The sequence below is a fragment of the Gimesia fumaroli genome (assembly GCF_007754425.1).
Taxonomy (GTDB): Bacteria; Planctomycetota; Planctomycetia; order Planctomycetales; family Planctomycetaceae; genus Gimesia; species Gimesia fumaroli.
In genome coordinates this window covers 6,574,306-6,588,401 of record NZ_CP037452.1, presented here as the reverse complement: position 1 = coordinate 6,588,401, position 14,096 = coordinate 6,574,306, and the positions used below count along the sequence as shown (strand labels likewise).

Here is a 14,096-nt window from a genome sequence, read left to right as displayed (position 1 = left end):
ACGCCCCTGATCAGGCCGATGAATAAAGTGGTATGCTGAATCTTTCAGAATCCATACGCTTTTAGACAGCCCAGGCTGGGCTGATCGCTTTATTCTACCGACTGGCAAGGAGAGAACTATGATGGTGCGGCGTCTCATGCTCGCAGGGTTGTTCCTGTTTGTGGTTGGGTTGGCCACGTCTACTTTTTCGCCTTCCGATGCAATGGCGGCTGGTCGAGGACAACCTACTGACTGGAAACGATTTTACTACTACCCCTACGTGTATTATCCCCAGAACTTCCAGAGACCACAGGGAAGCTACGATAATCTCTATTATCGGTATCCGGAAAATATGAGAATCCCGGTCTACAATCAGGATTGGCACAATTTCTATCCCAGTGAGCGTCCCTACCACAAAGGGAATCACTTTAAACTAGACGTATTTTAAGATCGCTTGCACAAACGTGTAAGGGACCATTTCAGAACGTACACTCTCTTTCTTTCGAAGGTGTATCTCCAATTGAGCGCGAGTTGCCTTTGAGCAACAATCAAGCCTGCGAGTCGACTCGCAGGCTTTTTTATTTTCCTCTGTCTCAATCATGAATCGTTCTCATTCGCCTTTCCACAATGGCCTCCCATTCTCTAAAATCGAGCGATCCCGATTCACCAACGTCTGCAATGCCTGTTTAATGGCTCTGCCATCCCAAGACTCTGACTTCTCATTCCAGATTGTGTGAACGCAGTATTTTTTATCTGGCAGCATCTGACCTATGTCCAATGAGAAAACGGAAGGCATTATTATCCGACTGGCTGATTTCAGCGAGTCCAGCAAAGTCATTACCTGGTTTACCCGGGATTTTGGTAAGACTGCGAGTTTGGCGAAAGGTGCGAAACGGCTGAAAAGTGCCTTCGAGGCTGCTATTGACTTGTTGGCCACTTGTCGGATAGTCTTCATCCGAAAATCTTCCGGCGGGCTCGATATTTTGACCGAAGCCCAACTCGTGAATCGTTTTCGCCCTTATCCTGGAAGTCTTTCCAACCTGTATGTGGGCTACTACATTGCCGAATTACTGGATGCTCTGACCGAGGAATACGATCCTCATCCCGAGTTATTCGATGCGGCGTATGCAGTATTGCTTGAACTACAGGAACATGATGATTTTCAGAAAGCGTTGATAAAATTTGAGTTAACCATGTTAAATGAGATCGGCCAACTTCCTCAGTTCGAGTACTGTGCTGGATGCAGTCAGGAATTAGGGCAGTCGGAATCTTATCTCTATGACGCCAATAACGGTGGATTGTATTGCCAGCATTGTGAACAACAGCGACACGGAAATGTGCGCGTCTCACGAGGCACAATGACGGTACTGCAAAAACTGTTAGACGAACATACACAACTATCCCAGCGATTGAACTTATCCCTTCAACAACAACGAGAGATTCGACAACTGCTGACCACAACCATGTCTCATATCCTGGGGCGCCGTCCCAAAATGGCACCCTACCTGCAACTATAAACACTTCATTTCCCTCAGGTGGAAGTCAGGGATGACCATGTCCACTTATAAATTACAAAATCAATGTCCCTCTGTGACTCGCAGCGCGTGCCTTTGCCTGGCTCTGGTGCTCTGCGGATTGCTGCCGGGCTGCGCGATGTTTGGCGAACGCTCTTCAGATTTCGCAGCATTGAAGCCTCCCTGGTCAAAAAAGAGCGTGACCGATGATCCTTCGATTGAAGGTGTTCACGGACCGATGCAGCGCGTCATGCAGACGGCACTCTGGAATAAGAAAAAGAACTCTACGTTTATTGAGCCAGCGGTAGGTGCAGCGGAATATAAGCAGGCCAATGAAAAATTCCAGGCGAAAGAATATAAAGCGGCTGAGAAGGAATTCAAAGCCATCGTCAAGAAATACAAAAATGATCCGATCAAAGAAGACGCTCAGTTTATGATCGCGGAATGTCAGTATGCACAGAAAAAATATTCCTGGGCTCAAGACAGCTACGATAAACTGCTGATTGATTTTCCCTCGACCCGGCATCTGGACCAGACAACCAAACGATTGTTTTCAATCGCCCGTTACTGGTTGCAGGAACCGTCGATTGTGAAAGGCAATGACATTCAACAGGTCAACCTGGAAGAACCTGGATCAGAAACACCGGAAATTCCCAGTGATGGTAAACAACGCAAATCGCGCTGGGCACTGGTTCCTAACTTTTTCGATCGTACGCGTCCTGTATTCGATACTGAGAACCGGGCACTGGAAGCACTCAAATCGATCTGGCTCCATGACCCGACTGGGCCTTTGGCAGATGATTCATTGATGCTGACTGCCAGCCACTATCTGAAAAAAGGGCGGTACATGGATGCCGACCGTACTTTCAGTCTACTGCGAGAAGAATATCCCAAAAGCCCTCATCTGGAAGACGCATTCAAGCTGGGCACACACGTGAAACTGATGTCCTATCAGGGACCCCAGTATGATGCGACCGTGCTGACGGATGCGGGAGACCTGAAAGAAACTACGATGCGTCTCTTCCCGAATGCAGAACAGGCACGACTCAAGGAAGAGCTGAAAAAAATTGAAAAGGCTAAAGCCAAGCGAGACTGGGAAACCGTTCAATATTGGATGCGTCGCGGTAAACCAAAATCAGCAGCCATTTATTGTAACCTGCTAATTGAAAATCACCCCACTTCTCAATTCTCCAATCAGGCGCGAGAATTACTGGCAGAACTGGGGGAAGAGAATACCAACCATCTTTGGGCAAATTATGCGACGCCGAAAAAGATGGTACAGCAGCAACCGGAGCCGAAACGATCATTCGTTCCAGGACTACCCGGGTTTGGAAAAGCGGATGAACCAACCCCGGCAAAAAGAAGACCAGCACCACCGGCGAGGCAGGAGCTGGAACCACCGGCTCGTTTGAAACTGGATGGATTTGGGGAGCCGATTCGTAAAATTCCGCTGGAAGAAGAATCGGAACCAGCAAGAATTAAACTATAAGTTACGTGATGACGTGGCAGAGACTCTGTTTTCTGTTGAATAAATACATGGTACGTATCGTGGTAAATTTGTTACTGCTGTTACTGCTGTCGATAGACCTGACAGGCTGTGGTTACACGGTCGGTAATTCTTATCAACAGGATGTGCAGACCGTTTACGTCCCCATTTTTGAAAATAATACTTTTCGTCGTGGATTCGAATATCAGCTGACCGAAGCCGTCCAGCAGAGAATTCAGTCTCGAACTCCCTTTCGTCTGGCGAAAGGCATCGAAGCTGATACCCGACTCAGCGGCAGGATTAAGCAGATTAATAAAAGCGTCTTAGGAACAACACAAAATAACGACCCACGAAACCTGAACCTGCAATTTGTCGTTGAGGTAACCTGGGAAGACATGCGAAGCGGACAAATTCTGTCTCAGCAGGAGGTACCGATCACTCCGGATGTGGTCAATTTAGTCTCTCAGGCTTCGTTTGCACCGGAAGTCGGGCAATCTTTGGCCACAGCGACCAAAACCGCCACAGACAGTTTAGCAAACCAGATTGTCCAATTAATGGAAGCTCCCTGGTAAACTGACATGACATAGACACAAACACGGATAGTCAGGAATTTTCTTTCCTGCTAAACTAAGACCACATGTGGTCGCAAGACATTTCAGAACGATCAATAACAAAATAACCCCCCACCTCACTAAATCAACCTATCTTCTTCAATAGCACGGATTGCTATCACATATCGGGCCTCAAGCCAGTGGATCTGGCTCGTCGATCAATCAGACCGGCAATTCAGGGAAGGATTTGGATTACAAATGAAATCGAAACTGGTTTTACAGCAAAGAGTGCTCGTTTTAACCTGCTGTACCGCATTGATGCTACTGCTGATGAACAACGAGTCACAGGCACAACTGGAACAACGGAAACCACGTCCCAATCCTGCAGATGCCGTCCTCAAGGTGCAACAGTTGCCTCCCGCGCTAGAACAGATTTTGAAGAATTGGGAAACCCATTCGAAAAAAATCGAAAAGCTGGAAGGCAACCATGTCCGGCTCTGGTATGACGATGTGTTTCAAATGGAAAAACGATCAGAAGGGAAGTTCTATTATGAACAGCCCGATAAAGGCCGCATCGATATCACCGGTATGGAAATCAAAAAAGGTGCGGTCAGTGACAAAAAGAATGCGGAAGGCAAGCCGTACCAGTTGAAGCCCGGTGAAAATGAACGCTGGATCTGTGATGGGGCGAGAATATTTTCCATCAATGAAGATGAAAAGTCTTATGAAGTTTACCCGATTCCTTTGGGCCGTCGCGGTGAGAACATCATGGAAGGCCCCCTCCCCTTCCTGTTTGGAATGCCGGCTGAGACCGCTAAAAAACGTTATTTTCTGCAGTTAGTGGCTAACTCTCCAGAACAGATCGTCATCGCCGTCAAGCCCCGTCGTCGTGCTGATGCGGCGAACTATAGAGAAGCAAAAGTGATATTAAATCCTAAGACCTATCTACCAAACGCAGTACTGCTGGTTCATCCTGGGGGAAACCAGTCTACCGTATATGTGTTTAAGAATGTGGTAGCCAATAAAAGCAGGGGAATCATCACCAAAATATGGGGCAATGATCCATTTAAACCCGACTTGGATGACTATCAACTGCAGGGGAAAGTCGCTGCGGTAGCGCAAGGGCCGAATCCCCCACAAGTGGCTTTCAAAGTACCTTCCACGATCGGCAGAGATTATAAGGCAGCGCAAAAAATATTAATTCAGATGGGTTTTAAACCAGAAGTCCATCCGGGGAATCCTGCACAAAATCCGGGAGAGCGCAAGTATCACGTCTATCGACAGAAGCCACAGCCCGGAACAGCAGCCAAAAAAGGTGACACCATTCATCTTCTGTTATATACAGATCCGAATGCAGCGAAAAATTAATTATAGCTGAATTACAGAGACGCGGGACCTTTAAGGCTCCTGGGATTCGTCCCAGGAGCCTTAATTATTTCGAGCACGCATCGCACGCTGGATATCCATGCGTGCGGAATCTTTTTTGAGCTTCTCACGTTTGTCGTGCAGCTTGCGACCTTTGGCAATTCCCAGTTTCACTTTCACTAACCCGCGCGTGAAATAGACGGTTAACGGAATCAGTGTCAGACTGGATTTTTCGCTTTGTTCTGCAAATTTCTTGATCTCAGATTTTTTCATCAACAACTTGCGGGGACGTCGGGACTGATGATTCATTGTGTTGGCCTGAGGATACAGGGCAATATCACAATTATAGAGCCAGACTTCGCCATCCTGCATTCGCGCAAAACCTTCTTCAATGGAAATCTTGTTTGCGCGAATACTTTTGACTTCGCTGCCCGCCAGCACAATGCCGCAGTCCAGCGTATCCAGAATCTCGTAGTTGTGCCGCGCTTTACGATTCTGGCAAACAGTGCGCGAATTTGGGTCTTCCTTCGACGCTTTCTTTTTTCCTTTTTTACCCATTGCCAAAATCTCCAACCGGCAATATGCCGGGACTACAGCTTCAATTCTTTAACGCTCACTGATTTGAATAAAACAGGGGCTAACACAGTTCACCGTTCAGAACCGACACGTCTTCCAGCGGGAAGGTTCAGTTGAAAAGCGACCCTAATGACTCTCTGGTCTTACCTGCACCTGAAGTGCTCCCAGCATGCGGGTAATCTGTTTTTCTTTCTTGGAAATGAAAGGTACATTGTCCAGCACTATCGCGCGAGGCTCATTGCGGGGATGCAGCACCAGCCGACCTGATCGTAACAGGATGTACTCAAAAATATCGCTGATCTCTTTATCAATTTTCAAATTCGGTGCCGAAAACCGTTCCAGATCACTTAAAAAACCATGGTGATGCAGCAACTCATTGCCTTTGACTTCCCAGTAGTCAAAACGCACACTGATTCCCACGCCGACAAAAATCAATCCCAGGATGCCGGAGAACATCCAATACATTTGGGAATTAGCCCAGGGACGTAGACTTTTCAAAAAATTAGTCAGGGCAGGCACAATGTCAGGATTGAATCGCAGTAGCATCCAGATCCCCATAAAGATCGCCACACCCAGAAAGAACAGTGTCAGTGATGTGGTGCGCGGGAAGTCAAACGCCAGCACCGTGATATTCAATCCAAACACGACCAGGAAAATCAAAGCCATGACTTCCGCCATGTGCTCGCGGTTACCGCCAATGTGGGCAGATTCTCCTGCAATCGACATGAAGATCGCAGCCACAATCGACATGATCAATGTTGGATAGAGAAAGACAATTTTGGGATACGAAATCAAATAGATACTGGATGGCGTATCATTATCAGAACCTGGATTGGTTTCCTGCTCTTTGCTTGTGTTGGAATCATCGGCCATTATCGAATCCCTTATCTGTAATCGCGTGTTGACGAAATTGTATTCCAGGCACATTCCGGACTCTGAATCTTATGAAACGGACTTCTAACGGAAATGGATCACAAAACCAGTGACAAATTTAAGAATTAGAAGTGATTTCCGCGATGGCATCGAAAGACACAAATCGTTTCTGGAATTCAGATTAACTCTTTGTCAGTCACAGCGGCCTGAACGGCAATAGTAGACGTGATCAAACAGGACTTCAAGCCTGATACCAGTCTGGAGCGTCACTTCGAACCCGGAAACAGAGCAATCCAAACGTTGCTTTCAGCCTGTGCTCACTTAACAATGGCACGGTGCGCTTGTGTCCTAAAGTAGCGAAGGTATCTGAAAATCGGTCTATTTTGTATAAAATATATAAAGAAAAATATATATAATATATGAAAATCAAAAGTAAGGACTTATCAGGCTTTCGGTTCCGTGGTAAATATTAATGTATGAGAAAACGACTATTTCAAATAATTCGTGCTACTTCCGTCTTCGGGCTTGGTTTTCTGCTGCTGATTGCTGCGCCGTTATTACCTGCCGCCGACAAGGTAGATTACTTAAAAGAGATCAAACCGATCTTTGCTGAGAAGTGTTATGCCTGTCATAGCTCGCTCAAGCAGGAAGCCGAGTTACGCCTGGAAACGCGCGAACTTATGCTGAACGGAGGCGACAGCGGTTCGGTTCTCAAGCCGGGCAAACCAGCACAGAGCCTGATACTCGAGCGGATTCTCGCCAAAGAAGACGAACAAATGCCGCCGCCGGAAGAAGGTTCCCGGCTGACGGATCATGAAATTACTTTGATCAAAGCCTGGATCGCACAAGGGGCTATCACACCAAAAGAAGAAATCCCCGGCAGTCCTAAAGATCACTGGGCGTTTCAGCCACCGGTCAAAGCAAAGATACCGGGTGATTCTACAACGCAAAATCCGATCGATGCCTTTCTGGAAGCACAGCGACAGAAACAGGGTATTGTCACTGTAAGTCCTGCATCCAAACGGGTCTTATTACGTCGTGTTTATATCGATCTGATCGGTTTGCCGCCTACCCAGGAAGAGCTACGGAATTTTGTGAATGATTCTGACAAGGACGCATATCAAAAAGTCGTACGCAAACTGTTAGCAAGTCCTCAGCATGGTGAACGTTGGGGGCGGCACTGGATGGATATCTGGAGATATACTGACTGGTACGGCTTAGGCAAACAGCTTCGCTATAGTCAGAAACATATCTGGCATTGGCGTGACTGGATTGTCGAGTCCTTAAATCGTGATAGCAGTTATGCCGAGATGGTACAGGACATGTTGGCCGCCGATGAACTCAAGCCGACCGATCATGAAGCCCTGCGTGCCACCGGATTTCTGGCGCGGCATTACTATCTGTTCAACCGCACGACCTGGCTCGACAGTACTCTGGAACATACATCCAAGGCGTTCCTGGGGCTGACTATGAATTGTGCCAAATGTCACGATCACAAATACGATCCGTTGACGCATCAGGATTATTATCAGATGCGGGCGATTTTCGAACCGTATCAGGTTCGCCTGGATGCGCTACCTGGCGAGACCAATCTGGAGAAAAACGGTTTGCCCCGCATCTTTGATGCACATGCTGACGCGAAAACCTATCTGCATATTCGCGGTAACGAAAAAGAGCCTGATGAAAGTCAGGAAATGCAGCCGGCTCCCCCTGAGCTGTTTACCTTCGATGTCTTCAAAGTCTCTCAGGTCAATTTGCCCCCCGAGGCACATCATCCCGGGATTCGGGATTTTGTACTCAAGGATCAACTCAAAGCGGCAGACGTCAAGATCGCGACTGCTGAGAAATCAGCGCAGCAGGCAAAACAACAGCTGGCGAAGCTGGAACAGGCGGCACAAACCGAACTGGTTCAGCAGAAGAATCCGATTAAAGTACTCCCGTTTCTGATAGATGATTTCAAGACTGCCCAACCAGAACTCTGGACGATGGGACCCGGTCAATGGGCCTTTCAGGAAGGGAAGCTGATTCAGACCAAAACCGGTTACGGCCGCGCCTACCTGCGTACGAAACAGGACCATCCACAAAATTTCAAAGCGACCTTCAAATTCAAAACGACGGGCGGCGACAAATGGCGTTCGGTCGGGTTGGCCTTTGATGTCACCGAGAAACGGGAGAAGATGATTTATCTGAGCGCGGTACAGCCGGGCTCGAAGTTGCAGGTTTCCTATAACGAAGGTTCCAAATCAGTTTATCCTGCCGAAGCACGGCATGGATGTGAAGTCAATCTGAACGAGCCCTACGAACTCGAAATTAAGGTTCGAGACCAACTGGTCAATGTCGCCTTGAATGGTGAGCATGCGATTTCCTATCGCCTGCCGCTCCAGCGCGAGTCCGGAAAAATTGATCTGCTGGCGTTCGATGCGGCGGCTGAATTCGAGATGATCAATGTCAGTTCGCTGTCAGCTGATGAAGAGATGATTGAAGGCAAACAGACTATGAAACCGTCGTTAGCTCTGGCGAAAGCAAAGTCCAAAGCAGCCACACTCTCATTGCAAACAGCACAGCTTTCAAAAGCGGCACTGCAAACTGCCTTCGCAGCCGATAAGGCTCAATACGCAAAACTCCCAGAAGCGAAACAGACAGAATTAACACAGGCTGCCGCTTTGGCAGCTCGGAAATATGAACTGGCACAAGCAGAAGAGAAGCTGGCGAAAGCCGAAGAGAAGTTAGAAGCAGCAACTGGTGCCGCAAAGAAAAAAGTCGAAAAAGAAATTGCGGCTGCGAAAAAACAGCTCGCAACGGCAAAGCAGGCGCTGAATAATCCGGGCGAGAAATACACGCGCGTGCGGGCATCACTCAAAGCACTTGAAGGACCGGCTGAAAAAGAGGCTTCCCGATTGCAGCCCTATCCCCAAACCAGCACGGGACGTCGTGCCGCGTTTGCCCGTTGGGTAACACATCGTCAGAATCCATTGACGGCCCGCGTCGCTGTGAATCATATCTGGTTACGGCACTTTGGTCAGCCATTGGTAGAGGATGTTACCGATTTCGGACTGCGTTCCAAACAGCCGTTGCAGCATCACTTGTTGGACTGGCTCGCAGTGGAGTTCATGGAACACAACTGGAGTATGAAACATCTGCATGAGTTGATGACCACTTCCAAGGCCTACCAACTCAGTAGTTCCACAATTGGTGCCGATCAGCGAACACAGAAGAAAGATTCGGAGAACCATTACTACTGGCGACATAATATAGTGCGGATGGAATCTGAAATCATTCGAGACAGCCTGCTCCATCTGGCTGGCGAGCTCGATCTGACCAGAGGGGGGCCGACCATTGATCCGGCGAAAAACCCCGACAGTAAACGCCGCAGTATGTATTTTACGACGTCTCGTGATGCTAAGGATAAGTTCCTCAGTATGTTTGATGCCGCAGATATCTTTGCCTGCTATCGTCGCAATGAAAGCGTGGTGCCTCAACAGGCATTAGCACTGGCCAACAGCAAGGTCTCTTTGCAGATGGCGCGGAAAATCAGCGAGCAGATTCGTAAAGCACATCCCGAACTCAGTGATCAAGAATTTGTTAAACATGCCTATGAGAAAATTCTATGTGTAGAACCCACGCCTCAGGAACTGGCAATTTGTCTGACTGCATTGACTGAAACACAGTCTGTATTGAAAACGGCAAAAAACAAGAATTCCGTTTGGCGATCCCGGGAAAACCTGGTTCACGCCTTACTCAACCATAACGATTTCATCACGATACGATGAAGGTGCGTCATGAATATACAAAATGATTTTCAGAATTCCTCCAGCGGTCTGCCACGTCGCAATTTCCTCACGAGTCTGAGCTCCGGGCTTGCTGGGATTTCACTGGCTTCGCTGTTGCAGGATGAAGAGCGTGCCCAGGGGGCAACGGCACACGTTCCCCCCAATGGAAAAGCGCATTTTCCTCCCAAAGCAAAAAGTGTGATCTGGTTGTTCATGCGGGGGGGCGTCAGTCATATGGAAAGCTTCGACCCCAAGCCAATGCTGACCAAATATGCGGGGAAATCGATCAGCGAAACCCCCTGGAAGAGCGTGCAGGAATCGGAAAAATTGAAACGGGTCCGCGTAGTCGTCGTGAACGACGCCAACGGACAGCAGCGGAACAAGGTGTATCCACTGCAGGTCGGTTATAAAAAATATGGTGAGAGCGGGATCGAAGTCAGTGATTGGTTCCCACATATCGGCGGCTGTGTAGATGACATCTCCATTGTACGTTCCATGTGGACAACCGATGATAATCACGGCGCGCAGGTTCAGTTCCATTCCGGCCGTCACATGCTGGATGGGCGAGTGCCGACGATTGGGGCCTGGGTCAATTATGGACTCGGATCACTGAATCAGAATTTGCCGCAGTTTATCAACATGGGGCCGCGTTATTTTGATGTAAGAGACGGGCATTACCTCGGCCCCGCTTACGATTCGGTTCCTTTGAAAGTGGACCCGAAGAACCCCCTGCCTTACGCTAAGCCGGAACTGGATTTGAGTGACGCAGAACAGAAAATTGAGTTCTCACTCATCAATCAGTTGAACCGTCTAAATGCGGAAAAGTATCCAAACGACAGCACGCTTCAAGCCCGAATGAAATCATACGAACTGGCTTTTCGTATGCAGACAGCGGTGCCTGAAGTCATCCAGTTCGACCAGGAAACCAAAGAGACACAGGATCTCTATGGCTTGAATAATCCCGCGACGAAGCCGTTTGGTATGCAGCTTCTGGCCGCGCGCCGGTTTGTCGAGAAAGGCGTGCGGTTCATTCAGATTATGCACGGTTCAGGAGCCGCCGGTGCTTGGGATTCGCATTCTAATCTGAAAGCAAGTCACTCCAAGCTGGCAATGCAGGTCGATCAACCGGCGGCTGGTTTGTTAAAAGACTTGAAACGCAGAGGTCTCTTGAAAGATACGATTGTTGTGTTCGCAACCGAATTCGGTCGGACCCCCGGTTCGCAAGGGAGTAACGGCCGCGATCACCATCCGTACGGCTTTTCCATCTGGATGGCCGGCGGTGGTCTTAAGGGCGGAGTTGCGCATGGCACGACCGATGAACTCGGCTTCCATGCAGAAGAAAATCCCCATTATGTGACCGATGTGCATGCCACGTTGATGAAACAGCTGGGGCTGAATGCCCGGCGTCTGGAAGTACCCGGCCATAAACGAATTGAAATGGACTTCGGTCATCCAATTGATGGTATTATCGCCTAGCCCGAATTTATTCTGAAGTGAATGTTTCGGTTTCGTTGAATGCGGTCTGCTCTGTATAATGAATCTTTGTGACACCAATTTCACAGATGGATTCTCTTTACCATACAGCAGATGCGAAAGGCTTCTCCATGTTTCGGCTCAAATGTCTTGTTCTGGCTCTGATTCCGTTCCTGTTCCTGATCGGGAAAGAATCCGCTTCGGCGAAAACGTACCGGGTCTATTTTCTGGGTGGCCAGTCCAATATGGACGGTTACGGATATGTCAAAGATCTGCCCCAGGATCTCAAGCAGCCGGATTCGGGAGTGATGATTTTTCACGCGAACCCGGCTCCCGATGGTGTGCCCGTGGATGGTCGTGGTATCTGGGCTCCTTTACAACCGGGGCATGGAGCCGGCTTTAAATCGGATGGGAAAGCGAATACTTATTCCAACCGTTTTGGTGCTGAACTGACATTTGCAAAAACACTCAAAGAACTCGCACCGGAAGAAAATTTCGCCTTGATCAAAATTTCGCGGGGCGGGACTTCCATTGCCGTCGAGGCGGCAGGGAATTTCGGTTGCTGGGATCCTGATTTCGAAAAAGGGAGCGGCAAAGGACAAGGCATCAATCAATATGATCATTTTCTGGCAGGCATGAAGCGGGCACTGCAGACGCGGGATATTGATCAGGACGGCGAAGCAGATACCCTGGTTCCCGCGGGCATTGTCTGGATGCAGGGAGAGAGTGACGCCTACTACTCCGAAGAAATTGCCCGGCAGTATGAAGCCAACCTGAAGCGGCTGATGGACTTAATTCGCGCGACGATGTTGACAGATGACCTGCCTGTGGTGATTGGCCGCATTTCGGATTCAGGCGATAATCCGGAGGGAAAGGTCTGGAAGTATGGCGAGATCGTGCGAGCCGGTCAGGCGGCGTTCGTAGAAAAAGACAAACGTGCAGCGCTCGTGACGAGTACCGATGGTTATGGTTATTCAGATCGTTGGCACTATAATTCAGAAGGTTATCTGGATTTAGGCAGGAAATTTGCCCAGGCCCTATGGAAACTCCCTCAGGAATAATACTATTCTGCAGAGAGTGATCAGTGTCTCCTTTGTGTTCTTCGATAGAAATTGTGATTTAGGTATCAAAATGAAACCGGAACTTCTTTCACCGGCCGGCACGCGCAAGGCCATGCAGTATGCGTATGCATTCGGAGCGGATGCCGTTTATGCTGGACAGCCCCGCTACAGTCTGCGTGTTCGCGAAAATGAATTCAACAAACTGGAAGTGATGGCGGAAGCCGTCGAAGAAGCACACAGGCTAGGCAAGAAGTTTTATATCGCCAGTAACATCGCGCCGCACAACTTGAAGGTGCGCAGTTACCTGAAGAACATGGAGCCGGTAATCGACATGAAACCGGATGCCTTGATCATGTCCGATCCGGGACTGATCATGATGGTCCGGGAACGTTGGCCTGACGTTCCCATCCATTTGTCCGTCCAGGCGAACGCCGTCAATTATGCCACAGTCAAGTTCTGGCAGAAATTTGGCCTGACGCGCATTATTCTTTCCCGAGAACTCTCCATCAAAGAGGTTGCTGAAATTCAGGAAGAGTGTCCTGATATGGAACTGGAAGTCTTCGTGCATGGAGCACTCTGCATTGCCTATTCCGGGCGGTGTCTACTGTCTGGGTATATGAATCATCGGGATTCGAATCAGGGAAACTGCACCAATGCGTGTCGCTGGGACTACAAAGTCAATGAAGCCGTCCAGACACTGGAAGGGGATATCGTCCTCAAAAATCCTCCCCCGCCGAAAAGTCAACAACAACTGCCGATTGTGGATCAGGTCTTTCTGCTGGAAGAACCACAGCGACCTGGCGAGTATATGCCTGCTTACGAGGATGAGCATGGTACCTACATTATGAATTCCAAAGACCTGCGCGCAGTGCAGCATGTAAAAACTTTCAGCGACATGGGCATCAGCTCGCTGAAAATTGAAGGACGTACCAAATCCTTCTTTTATGCCGCCCGCACCGCACAGGTTTATCGCAAAGCCATTGATGATGCTGCCGCGGGTATTGAATTCAATGACAATTTACTGGAGATGCTCGACAGCCTTTCTAATCGTGGTTACACGGAGGGTTTCTTCCAGCGACATGCCTCGGAAAGTATGCAGAATTATGAGCATGGTCGTTCAATGGCCAATCAGCAGCAGTTTGTCGGCGATATCATTGATCGTGACGAGGACGGTTTGATAGTGGATGTCAAAAACAAGTTCGGCCTGAACGATGAACTGGAATTGATGACCCCTGCCGGCAATACCGTCTTTCAATTGAAAGCATTGCTAGACAAGAAATCGGCGTCGGTCGATGTCGCGCCCGGAAGCGGGCATGTCGTCAAGATCCCGATTAGCGAGAATCAGCTTGAGGACAGCGCGGGACAACTCAGTGATTACGATCAGCAGTTTGCGTTACTTATGAAATCGGTCAGGACGCCCGCCCAAACCTCTCTGGCTTAGCGAATGT

At 48.8% G+C, this 14,096-nt stretch carries 11 protein-coding genes; 9 read left to right on the top strand and 2 right to left on the bottom strand.

Features of this window, described 5'->3' with window-relative positions:
- Positions 1–118: 118 nt before the first annotated feature.
- From Enr17x_RS24990 to Enr17x_RS24970, 5 genes are all read left to right on the top strand, one after another.
- A complete protein-coding gene (locus Enr17x_RS24990; RefSeq protein ID WP_232100848.1) occupies positions 119–427 on the top strand; it encodes a hypothetical protein in 309 nt (102 codons plus the stop codon).
- A 322-nt stretch (positions 428–749) separates the two neighbouring features.
- The gene (gene recO / locus Enr17x_RS24985; RefSeq protein ID WP_145312474.1) at positions 750–1,496 is read left to right on the top strand and encodes a DNA repair protein RecO; all 747 of its coding nucleotides are present in this window, start codon (positions 750–752) and stop codon (positions 1,494–1,496) included.
- A 37-nt stretch (positions 1,497–1,533) separates the two neighbouring features.
- Complete coding sequence (bamD, locus tag Enr17x_RS24980; RefSeq protein WP_198000788.1) at positions 1,534–2,982, top strand: outer membrane protein assembly factor BamD; 1,449 nt, start codon at positions 1,534–1,536, stop codon at positions 2,980–2,982.
- A gap of 59 nt (positions 2,983–3,041) precedes the next feature.
- Positions 3,042–3,551 carry an LPS assembly lipoprotein LptE gene (lptE, locus tag Enr17x_RS24975; RefSeq protein WP_232100847.1) on the top strand — a complete coding sequence of 170 codons (510 nt, stop codon included), beginning with the start codon at positions 3,042–3,044 and terminating at the stop codon, positions 3,549–3,551.
- A 237-nt stretch (positions 3,552–3,788) separates the two neighbouring features.
- Positions 3,789–4,898 (top strand): PASTA domain-containing protein, encoded by a 1,110-nt coding sequence (locus Enr17x_RS24970; protein WP_145312469.1) that lies wholly within the window; start codon positions 3,789–3,791, stop codon positions 4,896–4,898.
- A gap of 60 nt (positions 4,899–4,958) precedes the next feature.
- Here the strand turns inward: Enr17x_RS24970 and smpB are convergent, their stop codons facing one another.
- Both smpB and Enr17x_RS24960 read right to left on the bottom strand, forming a co-directional pair.
- Positions 4,959–5,453 (bottom strand): SsrA-binding protein SmpB, encoded by a 495-nt coding sequence (smpB, locus tag Enr17x_RS24965; protein ID WP_145312467.1) that lies wholly within the window; start codon positions 5,451–5,453, stop codon positions 4,959–4,961.
- Between the two features lie 144 nt (positions 5,454–5,597).
- Positions 5,598–6,344, bottom strand: coding sequence for a sulfite exporter TauE/SafE family protein (locus Enr17x_RS24960; protein WP_145312465.1), 747 nt, complete (start codon positions 6,342–6,344; stop codon positions 5,598–5,600).
- A gap of 476 nt (positions 6,345–6,820) precedes the next feature.
- Here Enr17x_RS24960 and Enr17x_RS24955 point away from each other — a divergent pair, with 476 nt between their 5' ends.
- The 4 genes from Enr17x_RS24955 (at position 6,821) to trhP (ending at position 14,089) form a co-directional block, all read left to right on the top strand.
- Positions 6,821–10,114, top strand: coding sequence for a PSD1 and planctomycete cytochrome C domain-containing protein (locus tag Enr17x_RS24955; protein ID WP_145312463.1), 3,294 nt, complete (start codon positions 6,821–6,823; stop codon positions 10,112–10,114).
- Between the two features lie 9 nt (positions 10,115–10,123).
- On the top strand, positions 10,124–11,590 hold the full coding sequence (locus Enr17x_RS24950; protein ID WP_145312461.1) for a DUF1501 domain-containing protein: 1,467 nt from the start codon (positions 10,124–10,126) through the stop codon (positions 11,588–11,590).
- Positions 11,591–11,718: 128 nt separating this feature from the next.
- Positions 11,719–12,648, top strand: coding sequence for a sialate O-acetylesterase (locus tag Enr17x_RS24945; protein ID WP_232100846.1), 930 nt, complete (start codon positions 11,719–11,721; stop codon positions 12,646–12,648).
- Between the two features lie 70 nt (positions 12,649–12,718).
- On the top strand, positions 12,719–14,089 hold the full coding sequence (trhP, locus tag Enr17x_RS24940; RefSeq protein WP_145312459.1) for a prephenate-dependent tRNA uridine(34) hydroxylase TrhP: 1,371 nt from the start codon (positions 12,719–12,721) through the stop codon (positions 14,087–14,089).
- The last annotated feature ends 7 nt before the right edge of the window (positions 14,090–14,096 follow it).

What these genes read in the sequence shown, in the direction of transcription:
- Enr17x_RS24990 (WP_232100848.1), top strand. Translation starts at nt 119, where the DNA reads ATGATGGTGCGGCGTCTCATGCTCGCAGGGTTGTTCCTGTTTGTGGTT.
- recO (WP_145312474.1), top strand. Translation starts at nt 750, where the DNA reads ATGTCCAATGAGAAAACGGAAGGCATTATTATCCGACTGGCTGATTTC.
- bamD (WP_198000788.1), top strand. Translation starts at nt 1,534, where the DNA reads ATGTCCACTTATAAATTACAAAATCAATGTCCCTCTGTGACTCGCAGC.
- Enr17x_RS24970 (WP_145312469.1), top strand. Translation starts at nt 3,789, where the DNA reads ATGAAATCGAAACTGGTTTTACAGCAAAGAGTGCTCGTTTTAACCTGC.
- smpB (WP_145312467.1), bottom strand. Translation starts at nt 5,453, where the DNA reads ATGGGTAAAAAAGGAAAAAAGAAAGCGTCGAAGGAAGACCCAAATTCG.
- Enr17x_RS24960 (WP_145312465.1), bottom strand. Translation starts at nt 6,344, where the DNA reads ATGGCCGATGATTCCAACACAAGCAAAGAGCAGGAAACCAATCCAGGT.
- Enr17x_RS24955 (WP_145312463.1), top strand. Translation starts at nt 6,821, where the DNA reads ATGAGAAAACGACTATTTCAAATAATTCGTGCTACTTCCGTCTTCGGG.
- Enr17x_RS24950 (WP_145312461.1), top strand. Translation starts at nt 10,124, where the DNA reads ATGAATATACAAAATGATTTTCAGAATTCCTCCAGCGGTCTGCCACGT.
- Enr17x_RS24945 (WP_232100846.1), top strand. Translation starts at nt 11,719, where the DNA reads ATGTTTCGGCTCAAATGTCTTGTTCTGGCTCTGATTCCGTTCCTGTTC.
- trhP (WP_145312459.1), top strand. Translation starts at nt 12,719, where the DNA reads ATGAAACCGGAACTTCTTTCACCGGCCGGCACGCGCAAGGCCATGCAG.